This window comes from Streptomyces sp. NPDC044002 (assembly GCF_056434525.1).
This window is the reverse complement of record NZ_JBWKEZ010000043.1, coordinates 19785-45283: the sequence shown is the minus strand read 5'-3', so window position 1 is coordinate 45283 and position 25499 is coordinate 19785. Positions and strand designations below refer to the sequence as shown.

The 25499-nt window shown below is 73.4% G+C and carries 25 protein-coding genes; 19 read left to right on the top strand and 6 right to left on the bottom strand.

Annotated features, from left to right (window positions below):
- Positions 1-15: 15 nt before the first annotated feature.
- A complete protein-coding gene (locus tag AC07A6_RS27650; protein WP_478778944.1) occupies positions 16-999 on the top strand; it encodes an ABC transporter substrate-binding protein in 984 nt (327 codons plus the stop codon).
- 95 nt (positions 1000-1094) lie between these two features.
- Positions 1095-2114, top strand: coding sequence for a hypothetical protein (locus AC07A6_RS27645; RefSeq protein WP_478778943.1), 1020 nt, complete (start codon positions 1095-1097; stop codon positions 2112-2114).
- Positions 2115-2181: 67 nt separating this feature from the next.
- Here AC07A6_RS27645 and AC07A6_RS27640 read toward each other — a convergent pair whose 3' ends face one another.
- The 4 genes from AC07A6_RS27640 to AC07A6_RS27625 all read right to left on the bottom strand — a co-directional run bounded on the left by AC07A6_RS27640 (position 2182) and on the right by AC07A6_RS27625 (position 4965).
- The gene (locus tag AC07A6_RS27640; RefSeq protein ID WP_478778942.1) at positions 2182-2517 is read right to left on the bottom strand and encodes a hypothetical protein; all 336 of its coding nucleotides are present in this window, start codon (positions 2515-2517) and stop codon (positions 2182-2184) included.
- A gap of 93 nt (positions 2518-2610) precedes the next feature.
- Positions 2611-2826 carry a hypothetical protein gene (locus AC07A6_RS27635; RefSeq protein ID WP_478778941.1) on the bottom strand — a complete coding sequence of 72 codons (216 nt, stop codon included), beginning with the start codon at positions 2824-2826 and terminating at the stop codon, positions 2611-2613.
- Between the two features lie 37 nt (positions 2827-2863).
- A complete protein-coding gene (locus AC07A6_RS27630; protein WP_478778940.1) occupies positions 2864-3757 on the bottom strand; it encodes an arylamine N-acetyltransferase family protein in 894 nt (297 codons plus the stop codon).
- Positions 3758-3822: 65 nt separating this feature from the next.
- A complete protein-coding gene (locus AC07A6_RS27625) occupies positions 3823-4965 on the bottom strand; it encodes an NADH-quinone oxidoreductase subunit D (RefSeq protein WP_007264853.1) in 1143 nt (380 codons plus the stop codon).
- Between the two features lie 31 nt (positions 4966-4996).
- On the opposite strand from AC07A6_RS27625, the gene AC07A6_RS27620 reads away from it, so the two are divergent.
- From AC07A6_RS27620 to AC07A6_RS27545, 16 genes are all read left to right on the top strand, one after another.
- The gene (locus AC07A6_RS27620) at positions 4997-5488 is read left to right on the top strand and encodes a PH domain-containing protein (protein ID WP_386274757.1); all 492 of its coding nucleotides are present in this window, start codon (positions 4997-4999) and stop codon (positions 5486-5488) included.
- Between the two features lie 176 nt (positions 5489-5664).
- Positions 5665-7083: a PH domain-containing protein gene (locus tag AC07A6_RS27615; RefSeq protein ID WP_478778939.1), complete on the top strand. Its 1419-nt coding sequence runs from the start codon at positions 5665-5667 to the stop codon at positions 7081-7083.
- Between the two features lies 1 nt (position 7084).
- Positions 7085-7894 carry a hypothetical protein gene (locus AC07A6_RS27610; RefSeq protein ID WP_478778938.1) on the top strand — a complete coding sequence of 270 codons (810 nt, stop codon included), beginning with the start codon at positions 7085-7087 and terminating at the stop codon, positions 7892-7894.
- An 80-nt stretch (positions 7895-7974) separates the two neighbouring features.
- A complete protein-coding gene (locus AC07A6_RS27605) occupies positions 7975-8307 on the top strand; it encodes a hypothetical protein (RefSeq protein WP_362467417.1) in 333 nt (110 codons plus the stop codon).
- Between the two features lie 20 nt (positions 8308-8327).
- Positions 8328-8636 carry a pore-forming ESAT-6 family protein gene (locus AC07A6_RS27600; RefSeq protein WP_007264848.1) on the top strand — a complete coding sequence of 103 codons (309 nt, stop codon included), beginning with the start codon at positions 8328-8330 and terminating at the stop codon, positions 8634-8636.
- A 48-nt stretch (positions 8637-8684) separates the two neighbouring features.
- Positions 8685-9065, top strand: a complete 381-nt coding sequence (locus tag AC07A6_RS27595; protein ID WP_125818629.1) for a DUF6507 family protein — start codon at positions 8685-8687, stop codon at positions 9063-9065.
- Complete coding sequence (locus AC07A6_RS27590; protein WP_478778937.1) at positions 9062-11518, top strand: hypothetical protein; 2457 nt, start codon at positions 9062-9064, stop codon at positions 11516-11518. Before AC07A6_RS27595 ends, AC07A6_RS27590 begins: the two co-directional genes overlap by 4 nt.
- On the top strand, positions 11515-12516 hold the full coding sequence (locus AC07A6_RS27585) for a hypothetical protein (RefSeq protein WP_362467419.1): 1002 nt from the start codon (positions 11515-11517) through the stop codon (positions 12514-12516). Before AC07A6_RS27590 ends, AC07A6_RS27585 begins: the two co-directional genes overlap by 4 nt.
- Before the next feature lie 77 nt (positions 12517-12593).
- The gene (locus tag AC07A6_RS27580) at positions 12594-12956 is read left to right on the top strand and encodes a toxin-antitoxin system YwqK family antitoxin (protein WP_478778936.1); all 363 of its coding nucleotides are present in this window, start codon (positions 12594-12596) and stop codon (positions 12954-12956) included.
- Between the two features lie 16 nt (positions 12957-12972).
- Positions 12973-13695: a hypothetical protein gene (locus AC07A6_RS27575; RefSeq protein ID WP_478778935.1), complete on the top strand. Its 723-nt coding sequence runs from the start codon at positions 12973-12975 to the stop codon at positions 13693-13695.
- Positions 13692-14270, top strand: a complete 579-nt coding sequence (locus AC07A6_RS27570) for a hypothetical protein (RefSeq protein WP_478778934.1) — start codon at positions 13692-13694, stop codon at positions 14268-14270. The genes AC07A6_RS27575 and AC07A6_RS27570 overlap by 4 nt, the downstream gene beginning before the upstream one ends.
- A 49-nt stretch (positions 14271-14319) precedes the next feature.
- Entirely contained in the window at positions 14320-14502 is a 183-nt protein-coding gene (locus AC07A6_RS27565; protein ID WP_267036736.1) for a hypothetical protein, read from the top strand.
- 22 nt (positions 14503-14524) lie between these two features.
- The gene (gene eccD / locus AC07A6_RS27560) at positions 14525-15865 is read left to right on the top strand and encodes a type VII secretion integral membrane protein EccD (RefSeq protein ID WP_362467446.1); all 1341 of its coding nucleotides are present in this window, start codon (positions 14525-14527) and stop codon (positions 15863-15865) included.
- Positions 15866-15881: 16 nt separating this feature from the next.
- The gene (locus tag AC07A6_RS27555; RefSeq protein ID WP_478778933.1) at positions 15882-17024 is read left to right on the top strand and encodes a hypothetical protein; all 1143 of its coding nucleotides are present in this window, start codon (positions 15882-15884) and stop codon (positions 17022-17024) included.
- Positions 17021-21031, top strand: coding sequence for a type VII secretion protein EccCa (gene eccCa, locus AC07A6_RS27550; RefSeq protein ID WP_478778932.1), 4011 nt, complete (start codon positions 17021-17023; stop codon positions 21029-21031). The genes AC07A6_RS27555 and eccCa overlap by 4 nt, the downstream gene beginning before the upstream one ends.
- A 4-nt stretch (positions 21032-21035) precedes the next feature.
- On the top strand, positions 21036-22448 hold the full coding sequence (locus tag AC07A6_RS27545) for a DUF6177 family protein (RefSeq protein ID WP_478778931.1): 1413 nt from the start codon (positions 21036-21038) through the stop codon (positions 22446-22448).
- A 30-nt stretch (positions 22449-22478) separates the two neighbouring features.
- Here the strand turns inward: AC07A6_RS27545 and AC07A6_RS27540 are convergent, their stop codons facing one another.
- Both AC07A6_RS27540 and AC07A6_RS27535 read right to left on the bottom strand, forming a co-directional pair.
- A complete protein-coding gene (locus tag AC07A6_RS27540; RefSeq protein WP_362467426.1) occupies positions 22479-23156 on the bottom strand; it encodes a response regulator transcription factor in 678 nt (225 codons plus the stop codon).
- A 41-nt stretch (positions 23157-23197) separates the two neighbouring features.
- Complete coding sequence (locus tag AC07A6_RS27535; protein ID WP_478778930.1) at positions 23198-24400, bottom strand: sensor histidine kinase; 1203 nt, start codon at positions 24398-24400, stop codon at positions 23198-23200.
- A gap of 107 nt (positions 24401-24507) precedes the next feature.
- Here AC07A6_RS27535 and AC07A6_RS27530 point away from each other — a divergent pair, with 107 nt between their 5' ends.
- Positions 24508-25494, top strand: coding sequence for an SAM-dependent methyltransferase (locus tag AC07A6_RS27530; protein ID WP_478778929.1), 987 nt, complete (start codon positions 24508-24510; stop codon positions 25492-25494).
- Positions 25495-25499: the final 5 nt, after the last annotated feature.

Sequence of the window (25499 nt, the reverse complement as noted above, 5' to 3'; positions counted from 1 at the left end):
TCCCTAAGGAGCATGATGAGCAAGTCCACGCGCATCCTCGGCGCGACCCTGGGCGCGGTGGCCCTGACCGTCTCGCTGGCCGCGTGCGGCGGCGAGAGCCTGGAGAAGTCCAAGGACGGCGGTTCCGCCTCGGCCCCCGCCGGCGGCGGCAAGGGCAGGCTCGTGGTCGGCGCGGCGGGCTTCACCGAGTCCAACGTGCTGGCGGAGCTGTACGCGCAGGTCCTGCGCGGCGCCGGCTACGACACCTCGGTCACCACCGTCAACAACCGCGAGCTGTACGAGCCGTCGCTGGAGAAGGGCGAGATCGACGTCGTCCCGGAGTACGCGGCCACGCTCGCGGAGTTCCTGAACGCCAAGGTGAACGGTCCGAACGCGCCCAAGGAGAAGCCGGTCGCCTCCAGCGACGCGGCGGCGACCGTCGCGGCGCTGGAGAAGATCGCGGCGCCGCTCGGGCTGAAGGCCCTCCCGGCGGGCTCGGCGGTCGACCAGAACGCCTTCGCCGTGAGCAGGGAATTCGCGCAGAAGAACAACCTCAAGTCCCTTTCCGATCTTGGAAAGTCGGGACTGAAGGTGAAGATCGCGGCGGGTGACGAATGCGCCGTCCGCCCCTTCTGCGCGCCCGGACTGGAGAAGACCTACGGAATCGCCGTTTCCGGTATTGATCCCAAGGGAGTCGGCACCCCGCAGGCCAAGCAGGCCGTCAAGGACGGGGTGGACCAGCTCGTACTGACCACCACCACCGACGCCACCCTCGACGCCTACGGCCTGGTCCTGCTGGAGGACGACAAGAAGCTCCAGAACGCCGACAACGTGCTGCCCGTCGTCAACGCCAAGGACGCCGGGACCCCCGAGGTCGCCACCGCCCTCGACGCGCTCACCAAGGCCCTGACCACCGCCGACCTCGTCGAGCTGAACCGCAAGGTGGACGCGGAACGCGCGAAGCCGGCCGACGTGGCCAAGGCCTATCTGGACTCCAAGGGACTCCTGAAGAAGCAGTAGTTACGTGTTTGATGGCCAATTGTGGGGTAACTGCCCGGGAACGGATTGCCGGGCGGGTACCCCACACGCGGTCCACGCCCTGTAAATTTCAGGCCATGCCCCGTGGACGCCACCGCAATCCCGAGCCCCTGCACCGACTTCTCACGCCGACGGCCGTCGCCGGGGTTTCCGTGGCCAGCGCCGGTGCGGCCTGGCTCCTCGCGGAACCCCTCGCGCTGCGCCTGCTCGTGGCCCTCACGGCGGCCGCGGGCGTGGGCGGTGCCGTCCTCATGCGCTCCTGGGACCGGGCGGCCGGCCGCCGGGTGGCGGAGCTGGCCCGCGAACGGGTCAAGGACGAGTGGAAGACGGACGAGCGGATAGCCGAGCTCGAATCCGACATCGAGGAGGCCCGCCTGCTGCGCGCCCGCCTCGACGCCAAGCTGCGCGCCAAGCGCGTCGAACTGGCGGGCCTGCGCGGGGAGCACGCCGCCCTGCTGCGCCGGTACGCCACCGCCGAGACCGAGCGCGCCAGCGCACTGGAGAAGCGCCGGCTGCTGGCCCTGGAGACCGCCTCGGCCCCGGCCGGCGCGCCCAAGGAGCTCCCCGCCGTCTCCGAGGAGCGCACCGGTGCCGGAGCGCCCACCCCGGTCGGCTACGCCCGGGCCCACGCCGCGATGGCGGCCCTGGCCCGCAAGGCGGAGGAACGGTCCGCCTCCGCTCCCGCCCCGGCGGCCACGCACAGCCGCCCGGCCGCTCCCGCTCCCGCCCCCGACCGGGCGTCGGCGGTCCCGGCCCGCCGCCCGGCGGCGGCGGTGTCCCCGTACGCGGCCCAGCGCCGCACCGCCTCCCGCGCCGAGGGCGGCTTCGACTTCTTCGGCACCAAGAACGCCGCGCAGGCCCGCGCCGCGATCGAGTCCGTGCAGAACGAGGACCTCGCCGACGTGGTCGGCGCCGAGGCCCTCGCCGTCCACGAGGCGGAGACCGCGGGCGGCGAAACCGGGCCGGAGGCCACGGAGGCCACGGATCCCGCGGAGGCCACCCCCGGCCAGGACGCGGCGGGCCAGGTCATCGACCTCACGGCACACGACGAGACGGAGCCCATCGAGGTGGTCCGCCTCCGCACGGCGATCTCCTAGGCGGCCGCCGGGAGTCCGGCGGAACGGATTCTCCACAGCCTGTGCACAACCCCGCGGAGCTGCCGGCTCAGGGGAAGGCGGGCACCAGGCCCACCGCGCACAGCTCCAGCACCAGTTGGGCGCCCAGCGCCGGTCCGCGCAGCCTCGCCGGCGCGGCCAGGGCGAGCACCATCGCCAGCGCCGCCGCACCGCACAGCACCAGGAAGACGACCCCGGGGAAGGGCGCGCAGCCGCCGTACATCAGGCAGCGGCCGCCCTTCTCGGTCATCAGGACCAGGATCTTCGCCGCCACCAGCGCGGGCACGAACAGCGCGGCCGCGATCAGCGCGCGGACGTGCGTCCGGGGGCCGGTGGCGGCGGTAGGGGGCACGGCGGCGGTCGGGGGCTGAGGGCTCCAGGTCATGCGGCCATCCTGTCCCGGCGGGCCGGCCCGGGGATCCGTACGCGTACTCAGTCCGCCCGGCCCCCGTACCCAGAAGGCAGTGGCCGGGGCTGCTCAGAACAGCGGCAACTGGCCCGCATGGGGCCCGAGGACGAACCCGTCCAGCGTCGGGGCGGAGGCGCCGAGGACCACCCGGGCCCGGGAGCCGGGGCAGGACACCATGTCGCCCCGGCCGCGCCCGGCCGGCGGGTCGTGGCGGGCGATCCGGCCGGCCGTCACGGCGCAGTCGCGGCCGCAGGTGGGGCAGGCCCGTCGGGGGGAGTGGGACATGCCCCCAGTCTGCCCTGCCGCACCGACAGCGAAGCCGTCAGGAGGAGGCCGCGGCCTCCTTCTCGCCCTCCTCGCCCTTCTCGCCCTTGGACGCGAGCCAGGCCCGGTGGGCCTCGTCCACCCGGGCCCACAGCGCATCCCGGTCCGTCTCCGTCAGGTCGTCGAGCCGCCGCCCGAAGACGCCCTCCACCACCTCGAAGAACTCCCGCCGCCCGGCCAGTTCCCGCTCGGCCGTCACCTTCCCGCCCCCCGACCGGCGGGACAGGACCCGGCCGCGCAGGATGTCCACGCCGTCCGCGTCGCGCCGGAACAGCGCGAAGGTCCGGACGAACGAGGACTCCGGGGAGGTCGACAGCCAGGTGTGCGTCTCCTCGAAGTCGGCCGTCGTCGCGGGGGCGTCGCGGAAGTTCACCCGGTGCATGGTGCTGTCGGGGTTGAAGTAGCTCCAGCCGGGGCCCTCGCCCTCCAGCGGGTCCAGCCGCCGCAGCGCGTAGCGGAAGCCGTCCTGCTCGTACGCCCCCTCGCGCAGCGGGAGCGGCTCGTACGGGCCGTCCCCGAGCCCGGCGTCCACCCAGTACGCCGCCCCGCCGACCCGTACGGTCAGCGTCAGGTGGTGGCCGTTGACCACCCGCGACCCGTCGTCGGCCTCGACCCCGGAGACGTGGCGGGTCACGTCGTAGCCCAGGTCCTCCAGCAGCGCGGCGAAGGCGCCGTTGAGGTGGAAGCAGTAACCGCCGCGCCCCTCGGCGAACCGGCGCGCCGACAGGCCCGGGTCGATGCCGGGCGGCCGGCCGACGTAGATGTCGACGTTCTCGTAGGGGATGCGCTCCAGATGGGCGCGCTGGAGCGCGAACAGCCCCTCGGCGGAGGGGGCACCGGGGTCGGTCAGACCGAGTCGGCGCAGGTAGTCCGGGTACGTGCCAGTGGTCATGGGGGCACCCTAGGACGCCCCGCCGACACCGCCCGGGCGGATTTCCGCCCGCCTGTCAGGTCGCCCTACTTGTCGATGTCGCCGACCACGAAGAAGAGCGAGCCGAGGATCGACACCATGTCCGCGACCAGCTGCCCGGGCAGCAGCACGGCCAGCGCCTGGATGTTGTTGAAGGACGCGCTGCGCAGCTTCAGCCGGTACGGGGTCTTCTCGCCCTTCGAGACCAGGTAGTAGCCGTTGATGCCGAGCGGGTTCTCCGTCCAGGCGTACGTGCTCCCCTCGGGCGCCTTCAGCACCTTCGGGAGCCGCTGGTTGACCGGCCCCGGCGGCAGCTCCGCCATCCGGTCCAGGCAGGCCACGGCCAGGTCGAGGGCGTTGTGCGTCTGGTCGAGCAGCACCTCGAAGCGGGCCAGGCAGTCGCCCTCGGTGCGGGTGACGACCTTCAGCACGTCGGCCAGCTCGCCGTACGCCAGGTACGGCTCGTCGCGGCGCAGGTCGAAGTCCACGCCGGAGGCGCGCGCGATCGGGCCGGACACCCCGTACGCGTGCACCGCCTCGGCGGACAGCACGCCGACGCCGCGGGTGCGGGCCCGGAAGATCTCGTTGCCGTGGACCAGCTTGTCGTAGACGTCCATGCGGGTGCGGACGTCGGCGATGGCGGCGCGGGCCCGGCCGAGCCAGCCGGCCGGGAGGTCCTCCTTGAGGCCGCCGACGCGGTTGAACATGTAGTGCATGCGGCCGCCGGAGATCTCCTCCATCACGGCCTGGAGCTCCTCGCGCTCGCGGAACGCGTGGAAGATCGGGGTGATGCCGCCCAGTTCGAGCGGGTACGACCCGAGGAACATCAGGTGGTTCAGGACCCGGTTCAGCTCGGCGAGGAGCGTACGCATCCACACCGCCCGCTCGGGGACCTCCATGCCGAGCATCCGCTCGACGGCCATGACCACGCCGAGCTCGTTGGAGAACGCGGACAGCCAGTCGTGGCGGTTCGCGAGCATCACGATCTGGCGGTAGTCGCGCGCCTCGAAGAGCTTCTCGGCGCCCCGGTGCATGTAGCCGACCACCGGCTCGGCGCTGGCGATGCGCTCGCCGTCCAGGACGAGCCGCAGGCGCAGCACGCCGTGGGTGGAAGGGTGCTGGGGTCCGATGTTGAGCACCATGTCGGTGCTCTCCGCCGCACCGCCGATGCCGACCGTGGTCTCCGTCATGGGCGCATTGTCTCAGTCCTAGGGTGGGTGCATGGATACGGGGACGAGGGGTGAGACGGACCGCCCGCAGTGGGTGGGCCTGCCGGAGGGGCTGCGCGGGGTCCGGCGGCTGCTGCTGGTGATCTGGACGGTCCCGCTCACGGTGGTGACCGGCGTGTCGCTGGGGCTGGCCGCCGGTCCGTGGTGGGCGGTCTTCGCGGCGTTCTGGCCGGCGGTCCTGGTCTGGGGATGGGTGCTGATCGGGCGGAACTGGCGGTCCTGGCGGTACGCGGAACGGGCCGACGACCTGCTGATCAGCCGGGGGGTGCTGTGGCGGGAGGAGACGGTGGTCCCGTACGGGCGGATGCAGCTGGTCGAGGTGACCTCGGGCCCGCTGGAGCGCCGCTTCGGCCTGGCCTCGGTCCAGCTCCACACGGCGGCCGCGGCGACGGACGCCAAGATCCCGGGCCTGGCCCCCGCGGAGGCCGAACGCCTCCGCGACCGCCTGACCGCCCTGGGCGAAGCAAGGTCGGCGGGCCTGTGACGCCGCCGCCCCGCTCCGCGGGGGAACCCGACCGGGACACCCCCGCACCCGGCGCCGGGCACCGGGAGCCCGCCGCCCCGCCGCAGGCGCCTGCCGCGCCCGGGGCCTCCGCCGCGCCCGGGGCCGCCCCGGCGGAACGCCCGGTGGCGGGGTCCGGGGCGGAGCCCCGGGGAACGGTGGAAGTGGGGGTCCCCCCGGACGGAGTCTGGGGGAGGGTAGGGGACGGCCCCACGCAGCGGCCCCCCGCAGCCCCCGCTCCGGCGGCCACCGCGCCCGGGACGGGCAGGCCCCCCGCCACCCCGCCGGGAGGCGAGCGGCGGCTGCACGTGCTGACCCCGCTGCGCCGGGCGTGGGTGCCCGGCGCGGCCCTCGGCGGTGTCGTCGTCCAGCAGGGCGAGCGGGCCCAGGAATGGGTCACCGGCCTCACCCCCGGCGTGCGCATGCTCATCCTGGCCGGGCTGGTCCTCGTCTTCGGTACGTACGGCTTCCTGAGCTGGTGGTTCACCCACTACGCCGTCACCGACACCGAGCTCCGCATCCGCACCGGCCTGGTCTTCCGCCGCACCGCCCACATCCGCCTCGACCGCCTCCAGGCTGTGGACGTCACCCGCCCGATGCTGGCCCGCATCGCCGGCGTCGCCAAGCTCCGCCTCGACGTCATCGGCACCGAGGCGAAGGACGAGCTGGCCTTCCTCGGCGAACGCGACGCCGTCGCCCTGCGCGCCGAGCTGCTGGCCCGCGCCGCCGGCTTCGCGCCCGCCGAGGCTGTCGCCGTCGGCCAGGCCCCCGCGCGGGAGCTGCTCCGCGTGTCCGTACGGGACCTGGTGGTCTCCCTGCTGCTCGGCCTCGACGTGTGGGCCGCGCTGGCCGGCGGGCTCGTCGCACCGCTGGTCGTCTGGCGGCTCAGCGACAGCCTCTGGGCGGCCGCGGTCACCCTCGTACCGCTGCTCGGCGCCGTCTGGGGCGGCACCGCGGGCCGGTTCCTCACCGGGTACGACTGGACCGTCGCCGAGTCCCCCGACGGGCTGCGCCTGGACCACGGGCTGCTGGACCGGGCCCACGAGACGGTCCCGCCGGGCAGGGTGCAGGCCGTACGGATCGTGGAGCCGCTGCTGTGGCGGCGGCTCGGCTGGGTCCGGGTCGAGCTGGCCGTGGCCGGCTCCAAGAACGGGGTCCTGGTCCCCGTGGCCACCCGGGAGGCCGCCCACGCCCTGATCGCCCGCGTGCTGCCGGGCGCGGACCCGGCGGGCCTGGAGTTCAGCCCCTCCCCGCGCACCGGCTCGCGGTGGGTGGTGCCGGTGTGGTGGAAGGGGTACGGCCTGGCCGTCTCGGAGGAGGTCTTCGCCGCCCGGCGGGGCCGCCTGTGCCGCCGCACGGAGATCGTTCCGCATGCGAAGGTCCAGAGCGTGCGCCGCTCACAGGGCCCCTGGGAGCGCGCCCGAGGGGTGGCCGACGTCCACGTGGACACCGGCGCGAACACCACCGTCACCGCCCGGCTGCGCCCCGCCGCCGAGGCCGCCGACCTGCTGCACGACCAGGCGGTCCGCTCCCGCACCTCCCGCGCGGCGGCCCGCCCCGACCGCTGGATGACCTGACATGACGACGCCCTACGAGCGGCTCCTCGGCACCGACTTCGACGGCACGCCCGCCGGCGACCCCTACGACGTGATCTGGGAGGGCGAGGACCACCCTGCCCACCGCGACCGCGTACCCGGCCTCACCGCCCTCCTCGACGATCCCGCCGCGGCCTGCGGCGAACGCCTCCTGGCCCTGATCGCCCTGGTCCACTGGGCCGAGCCCGCCGGCTACGAGGCCGTCCTCCGGGCCGCCACCACCGACCCCCGTGCCGCGTTCTGGTACGGCTGGTCGACCGACCGCTGGTTCTCCCAGGACGACAGCTACGGCCACTTCTGCGAAGCGGCGGTCCGCAGCCGGGAGTTGGCCGAGGCGAAGGGCACCTCGCAGCTGCGCGCCGCGACCCTCCGCGCCCTGGTCGGCCTCGCCGACCGCGAGGGCTTCGACAACCGGCTCGGCGACTGCCTGGACGCCGAGTCCGTACGCGACTGCCTGCCCGGGATCCGCACGGCCGTCGAGCGGGGCCTCGCAGGGATGCGGGCGGGGCAGCGCTACCACTTCGACGTGGAGACCCAACTCGTCGGCCTGGCGGGAGCGGTCACCCTCGTCGACGAGCAACTCGCCGTGGAACTCCTGCGGCCGCTGCTCGCCAACGAGCCCTCCGGCCGCGCCCTCCGGTACGCCGCAGGCCCCGTGTCCCGCTGCCAGGGTCCGGCCGGCAAGGCCCTGGCGGCCTGGCTGTGGGACGTAGGGGACGACTACGTACAGGAGGTGTTGGGGGCGCGGGAACCTGCCAACGGCGATTTTCAGCCAGACGTCAAGGCTGGATGAAACCGTGTTTGTGTTCGCAACGTCCCTTCGGTAGACAGGTACGCACGCAAGTGACGGAACAACACGTCAGGGGTGGGTGAATGAAGTTCGACATGGGCAGCACCACGCTGTCCGAACTGGGCAAGGCCACGACCGGTTCCAGCGACGACCTCGGCACGCTGATCAAGCTGCTGATTGCCGCCGCGGACCCGCTGGAGGGCAAGTTCAACGGCGTCGGCCGCCAGGCCTTCGACTCCTTCAAGCGGCGCTCCGACGCGATCACCGCCGAGCTGAACGCCTCGCTGCGCGCCATCCTCGGCGGTCAGGCCGGGATGGACACCTCGTTCACCACCGGTGACCAGGAGCAGGGCGACAACGCCCACCAGAACATGGGCTCCGCGAACTTCGACGCCGCTCGCTTCGGCGCGCGCTGACACCCGGGGGACTGACAGACATGGCGAACCAGGACCGCACCTCGTACGACATCGCCGCCTCCGTGGAGGTCCAGGGCGGACTCGGCGGGATCATCGGCCAGCTGGAGCGGGTGCTCGGCGACCGTGACAACGCGGTGAAGGCCGCGATGGCCGAGTTCCAGGCCGACGGCGTCTCCGACGAGTACCACGGCAAGGAAGTCCGCTGGAACAAGGCGGCGAACGAGGTCCGCGACATCATCCGCCTCGTCCGCACCACGCTGGAGCAGAACGACGCCACGGCGCAGGCCACGCTGCAGAAGGCCAAGGCGGCCGTCGACAACATCGGCTGACGCCGGTACGCACGCCGGACGAGGGACGCGAGGACACGGGGGTAGGGCATGGACTGGGACATCAAGCCGTCCGGCGTGCAGGGGGTCGTCAACAAGACGATCACGGCCGCCGAGGGCTTCCAGAAGGCGGGCAAGTCGCTCCAGACGGAGCTGCCGGAAGCCGCGAAGCACGCGGGCACCATCACCCCGGGCGGCGGCAGCGCCGGCGAGGGCGGCGGCATGGGCCCGATCGCCGGTGCGCTGGGCGGGCTCATGCAGTCCCACGACTACCGGCTCGCGTACATCGGCAAGCGCACGGAGGCCTCCATCAACGGGGCGATCAATGCCACGACGGCCTACGTGCAGGGCAACATCGAGCAGGCGCAGAACGCGCAGAACGAAGCCCTGAAGGAGCCCAAGATCGACCTTCCGGGGGCTGGTCAGAAGTGACCGACCACGTACCGATCAATCCGTGCACGATCCCGCAGTTCACGGGTGACCTGGACGCGCTGGAGCAGGACCACGCGGCGATCACGGCGGCTGCGGGCACGTTCCGCACCGCCGGCTCGAACGTTGACAGCGAGTTCCAGGGCCTCTCCGCGTTCTACGCCGCCCCCGAAGCAGCGCAGCTGTTCGCCACCACCAAGCCGGTGAAGACGGACAGCGACTTCTTCGCCGACCAGCTCGAATCGGCGGCGAAGGCACTGGGCGAGTACGTCACCGAGGCCCGACCGATCGTGGCGCGGCTGAAGGCGCTCCAGGCGAAGGCGACGGCCTTCACCAACAAGATCGCCGGGGACGAGCACTGGAAGGACGACGGGAAGAAGACCGATGAGAACAACGATCTGATCCACGACGTCAACGCGGCCGCCGAGGCGTTCTGGGCGGCCGAGCGGACCTGTGCGAACAAGATCCGTGCCCTGTACTGCGCCCCGCCCTTGACCGTCAACGACGGCTCCAACGGGGCGAACATGTACGGCTACAAGGCGGAGGACCTGAACAAGGTCCAGGACCTGCCGTGGGGTTCGCAGCTGGAGGAGACCCACCGGGCGTGGGAGGTCGGCTACTGGGTCAAGTCCTTCGTGTGGGACGGGATCATCGTCGACGGGATCTGGGGCACCATCCGCGGCCTTGGCACCCTGGTCGGCGTTGACGGCTGGGACAAGGCCGGCCAGGCCTGGACGGGTTTGGCGAAACTCGCCACCGGCCTCGCGATCACCACCATCCCCGGCGTCGGCACGGCGTTCTGGATGGCGGACGACAAGCAGCTCCCGGGCTGGCTGAGGGACTCCCGCACGGCGATGAAGGAGACCGGCAAGGCCCTGGTCGCGTGGGACGAGTGGGGCAAGAACCCCGCCCGCGCAGCCGGTGCGGTCACCTTCAACGTCCTGACCACGGTCTTCACCGGCGGCGCCGGCACCGCAGCCAAGACCGGCGGGATCGCCAAGGTCCTCTCCGTCGCGGGCAAGGCGGGCAAGATCATCGACCCGATCACCTACATCGGCAAGGCCGGCTCCCTGGCCAAGCTGAAGATCGGCGAGATGTTCGCGAACCTCGGCAAGGTCGACGGGGCGTTCCCGAAGATCGACGATGTGGTGTGGAAGGACCTCCCGAAGGCCGACGCGCCGGGGGTGAAGTTCCCGCATCCGGACGACACGGTCCAGCTCACCGACGATGCTCTCGGCCGGCCGCAGTACTTCGACAAGGTCACCAACCAGCTCCTGGACCACAAGGGCCTGCCCAAGCAGGACCTGACCTCGGTCCCCAAGGGCGTCGACCACCCCCTGGCCGAGGTCCCCAAGCGGCAGGAAGTTCCCGTCGGCGTCGGCGCCCACACCGCGGACGTCACCTCCCACACCCCCGGCGGCCCGGCCACCCACACCCCGGGCGGGGCTGCGTCCCACACCCCGGGCGGCACCGCCGACAACCTGCCGCACAACAGCCACACCGAACCCGGCGGCGGCACCGGCGGCCACGGCAACACCGACACCACCCCCACCGGCGGCGGAGCAACGCACACGGACACCCCGTCCACCGGCGGCCACGGCGACGGCCCGTCCACGGGCACCGGCGGCCACGGCGACGGCCCGGGTGACGGTCCCGGCGGCGGGGACCACACGCCGGAAGGCGGTGACCAGACCCCCGGCGGCGGTGACCACGGCGGTTCGGACGGCCGGCCCCCGGCCCGCGACCACACGCCGGCACCCGGCGACGGCGACCCGAAGCCGCTGGTCCGCGGTGGGGAGGCGGAGCAGCAACTCCGGGATGCCGTCAAGCAGCTTCCCGGCAAGGAGCGTCCCAAGCCGGACGTCCTCGAGCGGGCGATCGAGCGCCTGGCGGAGAACCCGCGCGGCAATCAGATCGCGGAGATCATCAGCTCGGGTGCCTTCAAGGACAGCGAAAACTTCTCCCAGGTTGTTTCCAGCATGGGGGCGCGCAAGGCGGGTATGCTCGAGCCCGCTCTCGACCAGATCATCTTTGCCGACGACCTTCGAAAGAGCGGATTGAAGGGCGACGAAATCCACTTCGAGGTCAAGAAGGCGGAATTCGAGGACACGGACGTCTACTACGGTCCCAAGGACGGCGATTCGTGGGGCTACCAGATGAAGCGCCTCGAGAACCCGCTGGACCCGGTGGGTGAGATCACCCGCGGAAAGTATCTCAGCCAGATCACCCACTCGACTGCCGATCACAAGTTCATGCTCGTCGACGGGCAGGGAACCATGGCGAAGTGGCAGGAGAGCGGGGCGGTGGACCAGCTGATGGAAATTCACCAGAACGGAAAGGGCAAGTGGGGTTCCGGTAAGGGCGTAGCCTTCATCCTCCGACTGGATGACGGGATCATTGTGGTCCCGCGCGGGACTCCGACCGACCCCATGGGAATCCTGAAGGAAAGCCAGTGATCACATCTGAGCCCGTGGGCGAATGGTTCTGGGAGCCCTCCCCCGTATCCGACCCCGCCGAGACCGGCATGGTGAAGGCCCTCGGGCTGCTGTCGGAGGTCAGGGCCGCCCTGGTGTCCTTCGGGCTGGTCACGGACGGGGGCACGGCTTCGGTCGTGCTCAGCGACCGGCACGCCATGGCCAGCCCCTTGTTCTCGGTCCACGACGTTCCCGTCGAGACCGTGGCCGGACAAGCCGCTGCCGTACAGCTGCTGCCGGACCGTCTGCTGACGCTGAGCCTGAAGCTGCCTGGTGAGTGGACGGAAGCCGGAGTCACGCGCCGGGCGGAGAAGCTGTTCACCGTACGGATCGACGTATGGGGTGAGGGTGCGGTACTCCTCGTCCTGTCCGCCTATGCCGATGCCTGGCTGACCCAGGACCTCAGGGAACGTCCACAGCCGGAGGTGGCCGCGGAGAACGCGCCCCGCCTTGCTGCCGCGCTGAAGCGGATCTCCGAGCTGACGGGTTCGGAGATCGACCCGGGAGACGCGACCAAGCACGCCCGCCCGACCCCGGACGGTTTCGCCGACCTTCTGGCGGAGGAGGCGGAGTACGACGACTCGTGGGGGACGTTCGAAATCCCCGCGCGCTGGAAGCGGCTCATGAAGCTGGTCCCCGGGGAGTCGGGGGGCGAGGACTACGAGAGCAGCACGGAACACCCTGTCCGTTACGCGCGGGTGCTGCGCGGAGAGCAGGTCCTCGGGTACCTCTGGGCCTCCGTCGGCGACGCGGCGGCCGGGTACGAGCCGCGCAACGCGGCGGGTGACCCGGCTTTCGAGGCCGGCGTGCCCTGGCTGTTGCGGCTGCGTTCCCTGCGAATGCGGGGCTTCGGGGCGCTCGAAGCGCTGGGTGATCTGGTCGGTGCGGGAGTCGAGGACCCCAACGGCTCGGTCGTCGAGCCGACGCTCCACGAAATGACCTCGCTCGACGCTCTGGAAGAACTGTCGGGAAGGCTCTGACTACGCCATTGCCCGCGCCCGCTCCGATACCGGAGCGGGCGCGGGCGGGGCGAGAAACGGATTCCGTGATGGGCCCGGTGCGACGCGTCGACGCCGACGACCCCGAGGTCGATATCGATACGGGGCACCGAATGCTGTATCGGGACGAGTTGTTCACGGGGGAGGTGGCCGAGCATCAGGGTGAGCAAATCGTCTGCCTTGACGTCTACCTCGACGGAATCAGGAACGGCTTGACCCGGATGTGGTACCCCGACGGCACTCTGAAGCTGGAGGGGAACGTCCTCAACGGGGTCGCATCGGGTGAGTTCCGGGAATGGCACCCCAATGGCGTTCTCAAGTCCCGAAAGTATTTCGATGACGACATCTACTCCCTCAGAGAAGAGACCGTCTGGGACGAGCAGGGGCGCGTTGTGCGCGGCTGGACACGCTCGAAGGACTGACGGGGAGGTTCTGGGGATGCCGGGATCCGGCGCGGCCGCCATGCTCGGGCGGCTGCGGGCCGTGGACTGGGACATGCGGTGGGACCTAGCGTTCGAGCGCTGCGGGTCCCGGCAGGTGCTGATGTGGGAGTACCTGCGTCGGGCCGCCGTGTGGGCGAAGGCCTGCGGGGCCGAGGAGGCGTGGCCGTTCTACGACGTCACCCCCTACCTGGACCCGGAGTTCGAGCTGCCGCCCGCGCAGGCGGCCGGACTGGAGGAGCTCCAGCGCACGGTCGTCTGGGGGGAGCTCCGCAAGACCTGTGCCGGGGCCGTGCGGTTGGCGGGGCTCGGGGAGCGGACGCCGGAGGCGGTGGCCGGGCTGCCGGACCTGTACGAGCCGCTGGTGCTGTTCTACGAGCGCGGCGGGTCCTTCACCCGTGACTGCTCCGGGGTGTTCATCGACCTCGTCGGCGTGATGTGCCGGCCGGGCAAGCTCGCGGGCTACCTCGGCAGCCGGCCTGTGGCCGTGCTCGACGACGCCGTCCTCGACGCGCTGGAGGGCGAGGGGCGCATCACGTACCACCAGGACGAGTACGGCGAAGGGCCGTTGTTCCGGAGCCGCGTACAGGGGGACGTCCGGGTCGACGAAGTGCTCGGGCCCGGTCTGCGCTGGGAACCGGTGGACCTGCCGGCCGGAGCTGCAGGTCTGGCCGCCATCGGCCACCTGGAGGCGGCCAGGCGGATCGGGAGCATGGTGTGATCCCTGCCGACCGGCTGGTCGGGCGCGTCACCGCCATCGACTGGCGGGCGAGGGAGCACGACTTCGGGCACGGGCCCGAATGCGCCCGGCTGCTGCGCGAGTACCTGCGGCGGGCCGCGCTCTGGGTGCGGGAACTCCAGACGGACCGGCCCGGGGACTTCTTCGACGTCGGGCAGCCGGACCGGTGGCCCTTCTTCGACCTCGCGCGCCGCGTCGACCCCACCGTACGGGCGGACCCGGAACTCCTCGCCCGGCTCGACGCGTTCCTGGCCGCGCACGCGAGCAGCCCGCTCACCGGGCGGATCTGCCGGGCCGCGCTGAACTGGGCCTCGCTGTCCGATGAGGCGCTCGCGCCGTTCGCCGGGCTGCCCGACCCCTTCGAGCCGCTGGTCGGGGTGTTCGAGAGCGGCGGCGGCTTCTGGATCGAGAACGGGTTCGTGGACTTCGTCGAGTGCCGGGTGCGTCTGGGAACCTGGCAGGAGCATGACGGAACCACCGCCACCGGTTTCGGCGTCGTGAGGGGGCGTACTAGCGTGCGGGGCGACAGGGAGAAGGGAGGCCGGTGTGGCGGCTGAGGACTACGACAGCCAGTTGCTGGAGTCCGTCGCGGTGCGGCGGCGCAGGATGCGCGACGCCGTGCTGTTCGGCGCGCAGCGCGGGCGGCGGGTGGCCGACGAGCGGATCGGCAAGGCCGTCGCCGGGCTGGTCATCGCGGCGGTGCTGTGCGCCGGCTGCGTCGGCTGGTCGTTCATCTCCCACCGCCTCATCGGCAAGACGGGGACACCCGGACAGGTAAGTACTCGGTGATAGGTTCGAGCGCGTGGTGAGCATGGGGGCAGTGAGCGGTACGGCTTTGAGCCGGGTCACCCTGGTCGGTGAGCGGCGGCGGATGGATCTCGTACTCCCCTCCCAGGAGCCCGTCGGGCGACTGCTGCCCGACGTCATACGGATGCTGGACGACCGGGTGGCCGCGCAGCCGATGCTGCGTCACCTGGTCACGGCCGACGGGTCCGTGATCGAGCACGGTACCTCCCTGGAGGACGCGGGCATCGCCGACGGGGCCGTGCTGCGGCTCGTGCGGGTGCAGGACGTGCCGTCCGCGCCCGTGGTGCACGACGTCACCGACGAGGCCGCCGAGGACCTGGACGTACGCGCCTGGCGCTGGCGTCCCTCCGCGCGGCGGGTCACCGCCGGGGCGGGGCTCGTGCTGTGGGCGCTGGTCGCCGGCTGGTTCGCCCGGCGGGAGTTCGCGCCCGGCGCGGTCGCCGGGGTGCTCCTCGGGACCGCCGCCGTCGCGGGTGCCGTCGGCGCGCTGGCGGGCCGGCTGAAGCGGTCCGGGCTGGCTGCGGCGCTGCTGGCCTGTGCCGCCGCGGTCGGGGTGCTCGGGGCGTGGACCCTGGGCGACGCGCAGCACTGGGGCGCCATGGGCCGGCTCGCCGCCGTCGCGGGTGCGCTCGCCGTCGGGCTCGCGCTGCTGGGGTGGTTCACGCCGCTCGGGCGGGGCGGGTTCGTGGGCGCCGCCGCCGTGGTGGGCCTGACGGTGGTGTGGGAGGCGACCGCGCTGGCGCAGGGCCAGGCGGGCGCCCGTACCGGAGCCGTGCTCGCCGTGTTCTCGGTGATCCTGCTCGGGCTGCTGCCGCGCCTCGCCCTGGCGGCGGCCGGACTGACCGGCCTGGACGACCAGCGGGCCCGCGGGGCCTCGGTCAGCCGGTACAAGGTCGCCACCGCCCTCGGCGCCACCCACCGGGGCATGGTGCTGGCCACCCTCGCCACCGCCGTCTCGGCGGGCGCGGCCGGTGTGGTCGCGCTGCGGGAGCCCGACGTGTGGACGGTGTCCCTCGCCTCGGCGGTCGCCGTCGTCCTGTGGCTGCGCGCGCGGGCGTTCCCGCTCGTCGCCGAGGTGGTCGCGCTGCTGCTGGCCGGGGCCGCGGTAACCGTGGCGGCGCTGCTGGTGTGGGCCGGCCGGGCCGGTGCGGCCGGGCCGCTGGCGGTGCTGCTGGTGCTGGCCCTGGCCGCGCTCGGCGTCCTCGCCGTCCAGCCGCCCGAGCACGTGCGGGTCCGGCTGCGGCGGGTCGGGGACACCGCCGAGTCGATCGGCGTCATCGTGCTGTTCCCGCTGCTCATCGGGGTGTTCGGCGTGTACGGGCGGCTGCTCGGCACCTTCGCGTAAGGGTTGCTACTCAGACATGTCAGACATGAGCATGAACCAGCGGCGTGACGACTGGCAGGCCGGCGTCCTCGGCGACCTGACCGGCGACCCGCAGACACCCCAGGCCCCCCAGGCCGGCCCCCTGCCGGTGCAGCCGCACGCCCCCCTCCCGCAGCAGCAGGCCCCCGCGCAGCAGCCGCAGCAGGCGTACGCCCGGCAGTACACCCCGCAGGCCCCCCAGGCCCGCGCGCCCGAGACCGTCCCGGTCCCCGGCTCCGACGCCCCCGCCGGCCGTCCCCGCCACGGCGACCCGCTGGCCCGCCGCACCCTGCGCACCCTGCGCGGAGCGCTCGGCTCCTCCGTCGCCAAGGCCGTCGCCGCCGAGACGGAACTCGCCGCCCAGGTCCAGCAGCCCGTCACCACCGGCCGCCAGATCGTCGTCACCAGCATCCGCGGCGGCTCCGGCAAGACCACCGTCACCGCCCTCCTCAGCCGCACCTACAACCACTTCCGCCACGACCCGGTGCTCACCCTGGAGGCCGACGCCGCCCTCGGCACCCTCCCGGTCCGGCTCGGCGTGCAGTCCCTGCGCTGGACCTGCGCGGACCTCGCGCAGATCGTCCGCCCCTCCATGCAGCTCACCGACATCACCGGCTACCTCGTCCCGCTCCCCGACGGCGGCTGGCTGCTGCCCGGCAGCCAGGGCCGCATCGGCGCCCAGGTCGACGTCGCCACCTACCGGACCGTGATGGTCGCCCTGCGCCGCTACTTCGGCGTCACCGTCGTCGACTGCGAGACCCTCCCCGGCGACGTCGCCCGCACCGCCCTCGACACCGCGCACGCCCGCGTGCTCACCGCGCCCGCCACCGCCGAGGGACTCGTCTCCACCCACGCCGTCCTCGACTGGCTCGGCTCCCTCCCGGTGCCCGTGCTGCCGCGGACCGTCGTCGTGCTCACCGTCCAGGCCCCGCACCCCGCCGTCGACCTCGGCAAGGCCGTCGAGAAGCTGCGGGCCACCGGCGCGGGCGTCGTCGTCCTGCCCTACGACCGCCACCTCGCCTCCGGCGGCGCCGTCAAGTCCGAACTCCTCGGCTTCCAGACCCGGGAGGCGGCCATGCGGCTCGCCGCCGACGTGCTCCAGCGGGCCGTGGCCCTCCCGGCTTCCGGTGCCGCCCGGTGACCCAGCAGCTGATCCACCGCCCGGCCCGGGGCACGATGCCCCCCGCCCCCGCGCAGCCCCACTCCGTCGAGGCCCCGCCCAACCTGCCCGAGGGCAAGATCGGCAGCCCGGCCACCGCGCTGCTGCCGATGGCGGGCGTGATGGGCTCGGTCGTGATGATGACCGTCATCCGCAACAGCCAGTTCGCCGCCGTCGGCGCGATCGTGCTCGTCTTCGCCCTGATCGGCGCCGTCGCCCTGTTCTGGTCCCAGCGCGGCAAGGCCCAGCGCACCCGCCGCGCCCAGCGCGAGCGCTACCTGGAGTACCTGGAGGAGCAGCGCGAGGAGCTCGGCGCCCGCGAGAAGGCGCTGCGCGACGACGCCCGCCGCCTCAACCCGCCGCCGGAGGCCCTGTACGACCTCGTACGCGACCCCGCGCGGCTGTGGGAGCGCCGCCGCACCGACCCCGACTTCCTGCGGCCGCGCCTGGGCACCGGCGCCGTCGCCGTGCAGGACCTCTCCCTCGCCGCCGGCGCCGGCGGCGTCCTCACCCCGCCCGACCGGTTCATGCTCAACGAGGCCGGCGCCCTCATGGCCCGCTTCGGCCGGGCCAGCGACTTCCCGCTGACCGTCCCCCTCGACCGGGCCGGCAACGTCAGCATCGTCGGCGACCGCGAGGGCGTCCTGCGCGTCGCCCGCGCCCTGCTCGCCCACACCGCCGTCCTGCACGCCCCCGACGACGTCGCCGTCGCCCTCGGCGTGCCCGGGGACCGGCTCGGCGACTGGGAGTGGGCCAAGTGGCTGCCCCACGTCCTCGACCAGCAGGAACAGGACGGCCCCGTCGCCGCCCGCCGGATCGCGCCCAGCCTGCCCCAGCTCGCCTCCGGGGTCCTCGCGGCCGACCTGCGCCGCAGGGCCTCGTACGCGGCCGAGGTGCGCCGCGGCCTCTCCGACAAGCGCGCCCTGCGCCTGGCCGGCCGGCTCCTCGTCGTCAGCGACGAGTACGGCGAGAACGCCGTCGAACTGCCCCGCCCCGACACCGCCGTGGGCCTGGCCGACATGAACACCACCGTGCTGCACCTGCTCGCCGAGCAGGTCCACGAGCCCGACGAGGTGACCATACGGATCACCGTCGACGGCAGCCACGTCACCGTCCGGGACCTGCGCACCCCGCAGGCCCCCGCCGCCGAGGGCATCAGCGACGCCCTCGGCCCGGCCACCGCCGAGGGCCTGGCCCGCATGCTCGCCCCGCTGCGGCTGTCCGCCGAGTCCGTCGCCGAGGGCACCCCCGTCTCCGGGCCGGTCGACTTCATGGGCCTGCTCGGCATCGGCGACCCCGCCGCCCTCGACGTGAAGCGGATGTGGGCGCCGCGCGGCGAGCGGGACTTCCTGCGCGTCCCCATCGGCATCGACGACCGGCACGGCCCGGTGCTCCTCGACCTCAAGGAGTCCTCGCAGCTCGGCATGGGCCCGCACGGCCTGTGCGTCGGCGCGACCGGCTCCGGCAAGAGCGAGCTGCTCCGTACGCTCGTCCTCGCCCTCGTCGCCACCCACTCGCCCGAGGACCTCGCGATGGTCCTCGTCGACTACAAGGGCGGCGCGACCTTCGCCCCCTTCGAGAAGCTCCCGCACGTCGCCGGCGTCATCACCAACCTGGAGAACCAGGCCGGACTCGTCGAACGCGTCCACACCAGCCTCGCCGGCGAGGTCAAGCGCCGCCAGCAGGTCCTCAAGGACGCCGGGAACGTCGCCGACATCGGCCACTACGCGGTACTGCGCGCCGAGAAGCCCGAACTGGAGCCGCTGCCACACCTGTTCGTCGTCATCGACGAGTTCGGCGAACTCCTCACCGCCAAGCCCGACTTCATCGACCTGTTCCTGTCCATCGGCCGCATCGGCCGCTCCATCGGCGTGCACCTGCTGCTCTCCAGCCAGCGCATCGAGGGCGGCAAGCTCAAGGGCCTGGACACCTACCTGTCGTACCGGCTGGGCCTGCGCACCTTCTCCGCCGACGAGTCGCGGACCGTCCTCGACACCACCGACGCCTTCCAGCTGCCGCCGCTGCCCGGCTTCGGCTACCTCAAGGTGGACACCTCCACCTACACCCGCTTCAAGGCCGGGTACGTCTCCGGCCGCTACCGGGGCCCGGCCGCCGCCCACGACGACACCGAACGCGGCCCCCTCGCCCTGCCCTACCCCACCTTCAACACCCTCCAGGACAGCGCCGGCCCGGCCGAGCCCGCCGAGGAGAAGCCCGCCGCCACCGCCCGCGAGACCGGGCCCAGCGTGCTCTCCGTCATCGTCGACCAGCTCGCCGACGCCGCCCCGCCCGTCCGCCGCATCTGGCTGCCGCCGCTGCCCGACGCGACGCCCCTGGACGCCGCCGCCGGACCGCTGTCCGTCACCGAACGCGGACTCCGCCTCGGCACCGCGGAGCGCCCCCCGCTCAGGGTGCCGCTCGGCGTCCTCGACGACCCCGCCCGCCAGTGGCGCGGCCCCTGGGAGCTGGACCTGACCGTCGCCGGCGGGCACACCGCCGTCACCGGCGGCCCCCAGTCCGGCAAGACCACCCTGCTGCGCACCCTGGCCCTGTCGCTCGCGCTGACCCACACCCCGCAGGAGGTCGCCGTCTACGGCCTCGACCTCGCCGGGGGCGGCCTCGCCGCGCTCGCCGGGCTCCCGCACGTCGGCGGGATCGCCGGCCGCGCCGACCGGGAACGGGCCGCGCGCACGGTCGCCGAGGTACGGGCCATGCTCGCCACCCGCGAGGAACTGTTCCGCGAGCACTCCATCGACTCCGTCGACCAGCTGCGCAGGCTCCGCTCCCAGGGCCGGCTGCCCGAACTCGCCTCCACCGACATCGTGCTCCTCGTCGACGGATACGGGGCCCTGCGCGAGGAGTTCTCCGAACTCGACGACTCCGTCACCGACCTCCTCAAGCGGGGCGGCGGCTACGGCATCCACGTCGTCGCCGGCATGCTCCGCTGGAACGACGTCCGGATCGCCAACCAGTCCCTGTTCGGCGGCCGCGTCGAACTGCGCCTGGGCGACCCGTCCGACTCGGCCATCGACCGCAAGCTGTCCGAGACGATCTCCCCGGACACCCCGGGCCGCGTCCTCACCGACGGCAAGCTGTTCGCGCAGACCGCCCTGCCGCGCATCGACTCCCGGGCCGGGAACACCGACCTGGCCGCCGCCCTGGAGGAGGCCGCCGGCACCGTCCGCGCCACCTGGCACGGCGACATCGCCTCCCCCGTACGGGTCCTGCCCGCACGGCTGCCGTCCGGCCGGCTGCCCGGCGTCGACGAGGAGCCGTACCGGATCCCCGTCGGCGTGGACCAGGACGTCCTCGCCCCGGTGCTCCTCGACCTCTTCGGCCAGGACCAGCACCTGCTGATCCTCGGCGACAACGAGTGCGGCAAGACCAACCTGCTCGCCCTCGTCGCCCGCCAGCTCATCGCCCGCTACGGCGAGGACGAACTGGTCTTCGCCGTCTACGACCCCAGGCGCGGGCTGCGCGGCGTGGTCCCCGAGCCCTACCGGGGCGGCTACGCCCACAACGCGAAGATCGCGGGCGCCCTCTCGGCGGGCATCGCGAAGGAACTCGACAAGCGGCTCCCCGAGGACGGCATCGACCCGGACGCCGAACCGGGCGAGGGCCCCGGCTTCGCCGGACCGCGCATCGTGGTCCTCGTCGACGACTACGACATCCTCACCACCGCCGGACAGCAGCCCCTCCAGGCCTTCGTCCCCTACCTGCCGTCCGCCCAGGACATCGGCCTGCACTTCGTGATCGCACGGCGCGTCGCCGGCTCCTCCCGGGCCCTGTACGAGCCGCTGCTGACCACCCTGCGCGAGTCCGGCACCACCGCCCTCGTGATGAACGGCGAACGCTCCGAAGGCCAGCTGTTCCCGCAGCTGTACGCCAGCGCCCAGCCGCCCGGCCGCGGCACCCTCGTCCGGCGCGGACGCCCGCACCAGATCGTGCAGACCGCCCTCGCCGACTCCCCGACCCAGGAAGCGCCCTGACACCGTGACCAAGGACGTCATCGCCCTCACCGCCAAGATGCCCGACACCACCGCCCTCATGGTGGCCCTGACGGCGGGCGGCGCGGACCTCGACGCCCAGGCCGTCGGGGACGGCGCCGTCATCCAGCTGCTCGGCGCGGCCGGCCGGCCGCTCGTCTCCGTCGAGGCACCCGTACTCGTCCAGGTCCCCGGCGAGGTCGAACGCCTCCTCGGGACGCCCGCCCCCACCCCCGTCTGGTGGACGGAGACCCGCGCCTCCACCGCCGTACCCGAGGCGGCCCCCCTCGCCGGGGCCGTCGCCGGACGCCTCGCCGAGGTCCTCGGCGGCACGGTCTGGCCCGAGGGCGCCGGGCACGTCGGCGTCGTGCCGGTCACCTCCGAGGCCTCGGCGGCACCCGCGCCCGTCGGAGCCCTCCCGACCGTGGACGTGGTCACCGAGTCCACCGCCGTGGTCCTCGCCGACCGGCCCGTGATCGGGCTGACCGCCTGGCTGTCGGACGTCCTGCGCACCACCGCCGAATTCGGCGCGGCCCTGCACATCGTCACCCCCGACCACTGCCGGCTCAGCCTGCCGCTGCGCACCGCGCTGGCCGGCGCGCCGAACCGGTGGGTGGTCCAGGACCCCGCGTCCGGCTACTACGACGGCCTGTCCGGCGCGGTGCTGGCCTGGCAGGACGGCACCTTCGCCCCGGTCCGCGACGAGGCGGGCAACCCGCGGCTCGCCGCCGCGTTCCGGCGGGCCGAGGCGTCGGGGGAACGCCGGCTGACCGTGCAGTTCCGCACCGAACACCCCGCCGAGGAAGGGCTGCTGGCCGGCCGCTCCCTGGAGGCCGCCTGGCGCACCCTGACCGGGGGCCCGCCCGCCGGCTGGGGCACCGCCGAGCCGGTGAACCTGCCCTGGTCGCCGCGCCAGCTCACCGACCTGGCCCGGGGCCGGGCACCCGAGCCGACGCTGGTCACCGCCGTCGGATCGCCGGAGCGGCCCGCGCTGGCCACCGTACGCGTGCTCCGCACGGCCGCCGGGGTCGAGCAGGACATCACCCTGTCCCTCGGGTACGGGCCCGGCGAGGAGGTGCCGCTCGACGTGCTTCCCGCGCTGGCGGAGGAACTCGTCGCCGGGCACGGCCTGATCAGCATGCTGGCCGCGCTCGGGCCCGGCCGGCGGGACCTGAGCCTGACCCCGCGGGTGTCCGTGCCGGCGGTACCGGTGTCCTTCACCCTGGGCGGGGCCGGCGTGGCCGAGGCGACGCTGACCCAGGCGCGGCGGCCCCCGCTGGAGGTCAAGCCCGTCCAGGTGGGCCCCCAGCGCAGGCCCGGGCTGCACTACCCGCTGGGCGACGGCGGCGACCCGGCGGCGTGGGAGTCCCTGTCGGTGCTGCTGGCCCACCTGCGCACGGCGGTGCCGCCGCTGCCGTAGCGGGGCGCCGTCGTCAGGGTGGCGGCGGGACTACGCCGCCCCGCCGCCCCCGGCGCGCACCAGCCCCGTCTCGTACGCCAGCACCACCACCTGCACCCGGTCGCGCAGGCCCAGCTTCGTCAGGATGCGGCCCACGTGCGTCTTGACCGTCGCCTCCGACAGCACCAGCCGCGCCGCGATCTCCCCGTTCGACAGGCCCTGCGCCACCAGCAGCATGACCTCGCGCTCGCGGTCCGTCAGCCGCTCGATCTCCTTGTTCTCCGGCTCCGCCGCCGTCGTCGGCAGCATCGGCGCGAACCGGTCCAGCAGCCGCCGCGTCGTCGAGGGCGCCACCACCGCGTCGCCGCTGTGCACCGACCGGATCGCGGCCAGCAGCTCCGCCGGCGGCACGTCCTTCAGCATGAAGCCGCTCGCGCCCGCCTTCAGGCCCGAGAACGCGTACTCGTCCAGGTCGAAGGTGGTCAGGATGATCACCTTCGGGTGCGTCTCCGGCTCACAGATGCGCCGCGTCGCCTCCACCCCGTCCAGCTTGGGCATGCGCACGTCCATCAGGACGACGTCGACCGCCGTGGCCCGCAGCACCTCCAGCGCCTCCAGGCCGTTGCCCGCCTCGGCGACGACCTCCATGTCCGGCTGCGCGGCCAGCACCATGCGGAAGCCGGTGCGCAGCAGCACCTGGTCGTCGACCAGCATCACTCGGATGGACATCCGTGACTACCTCTACCTCTTCTTGAGCGTCCCGTGCGGGGCTAACTCTTCTTGAGCGGGAGCAGGGCACTGATCCGGAAACCCCCGCCGGGGCGCGGGCCCGCGTCCAGGGTTCCACCGACCATACCGATGCGCTCCCGCATGCCGATCAGACCGTGCCCGGCGCCGTCCGCGCCGCCGTCCTCGTACAGTTCGTGCGCCGCGCCCCGCCCGTCGTCCTCGACCAGCAGGCCCAGCCCGTCGTCGAAGTAGACCAGCCGCACGCTCGCCCTGGCATCGGGGCCCCCGTGCTTGCGCGTGTTCGTCAGCGCCTCCTGCACGATCCGGTACGCCGTCAGCTCCACCCCGCTCGGCAGCCTGCGCGGCGCGCCCTCCACCTCGAAGTCGACCGTCAGCCCCGCCGCCCGCACCTGCTCGACCAGCACCTCGATCTGCTCCACGTCGGGCTGCGGCACGTAGTCCTCGGACTCCTGCGGCTCGCCCGTGCGCAGCACGCCCAGCAGCCGGCGCATCTCGGCCAGCGCCTGCCGGCCGGTGCCGGAGATGGTCTGGAGGGCCTCCTTGGCCTGGTCGGGCGCCACGTCCATGACGTACGCGGCCCCGTCGGCCTGGACCACCATCACCGAGACGTTGTGCGCGACGACGTCGTGCAGCTCGCGGGCGATCCGGGCCCGCTCGGCGGCCACCGCGACCTTGGCCTGCGCCTCGCGCTCCTTCTCCAGCCGCTGGTTGCGCTCCACCAGCTGGGCGTAATAGGCGCGGCGGGTGCGCAGCGAGTCGCCCATCACCCAGGCGAGGGCGAAGGGGACCATCATGAAGAGGACGAAGAGGACCTCCTCCGTGGCGCTCGCGTTCTTGTCGATGCCGAACCGCAGGAAGTACAGGGGCGAGGCCAGCAGCCCGGAGGCCAGCGCGGCACGCGAGACCCAGCGCGGTACGTCGGCGGCGGCCACCGTGAACAGGACGACCAGCATCGCGACGTCGCAGAACTGTATTTCCTGCCCGATGGCCAGCTGGCAGACGCCCGCGCCGACCGACAGCCAGAACATCGGCACGGTCCACCGGCGGCGCAGGGCCAGGGCGGCCGTCAGCGCGCCGACGACGGGGACGGTGGCCAGCCGCAGGGCGGTGCTCTGCCCCTCGGCCCCGGCCACGTTCATCATCGAGATCCCGAAGAAGAGGACAGCCCAGAAGCTGTCGACGCCCGTCGGGTGTCTGCGGATGAAGTCGTAGAGGCGCTGCACGTAACCCAGAGTAGGGAAAGGAAATAGGTGCTGGAGTCAACCACAGGTGCGATCCCTGCGACGGGGGAGTACTCCCCAAGGTGGAGGGTTGGCTTAACCTGCGGGTGATGAGCGCTGAGGGTGAGGTCAGGGGGCCGGTCCGGTGGCGGGCCGCGATGGAGGCCGCGCTGTACGGGCCCGGCGGTTTCTACGTGCGTCCGGGCGGGCCGGGGCCCGCCGGGCACTTCCGTACCTCCGTGCACGCCTCCGCCCTGTACGCGGGGGCCGTGGCCCGGCTGCTGGAGTGGGTGGACGCGGAGCTGGGCCGGCCGGCACGGCTCGACCTGGTCGACATGGGGGCCGGGCGCGGCGAACTGCTGGCCGGCGTCCTCGCCGCGCTGCCCGCGGAGACCGCGGCGCGGGTGCGCCCGTACGCGGTCGAGCGCGCGGCGGAGCCCGAAGGGCTGGACCCCCGCATCCGGTGGGTGGCGGAGCCGCCCGAGGGGACGACGGGGCTGCTGTTCGCGAACGAATGGCTGGACAACGTACCGCTGGAGATCGCCGAGGACGGCCGCTACGTCCTGGTCGCCCCCGACGGCACGGAGACCCCCGGCGGGCCCCTGGAGGACGCCGACCGGGACTGGCTGGAGCGGTGGTGGCCCGGCGCGGCCGGACCGGGCGGCGGCCGGGCGGAGATCGGCCGGGCCCGCGACGAGGCCTGGGCGGCGGCCGTCGCCACCCTGGACCGGGGCCTCGCGGTGGCCGTGGACTACGCGCACACCCGCGACGCCCGCCCCCCGTACGGCACCCTCACCGGCTTCCGCGACGGCCGCGAGACCGCCCCCGTCCCGGACGGCGGCTGCGACGTCACCGCGCACGTCGCGCTCGACGCCTGCGCGGGACCGGGCGCCGGCCTGCTCACCCAGCGCGCCGCCCTGACCGCCCTCGGCGTCTCGGGCGGCCGGCCGCCGCTGGCCCTGGCCTCCACCGACCCGGCGGGCTACGTCCGCGCCCTGTCGGCGGCGGGTGAGGCGGCGGAGCTCACCGCGCGCGGGGGCCTGGGCGACTTCGGCTGGCTGGTCCAGCCGGTCGGCACCGGACCCTGGCCGGGGTAGCTCCG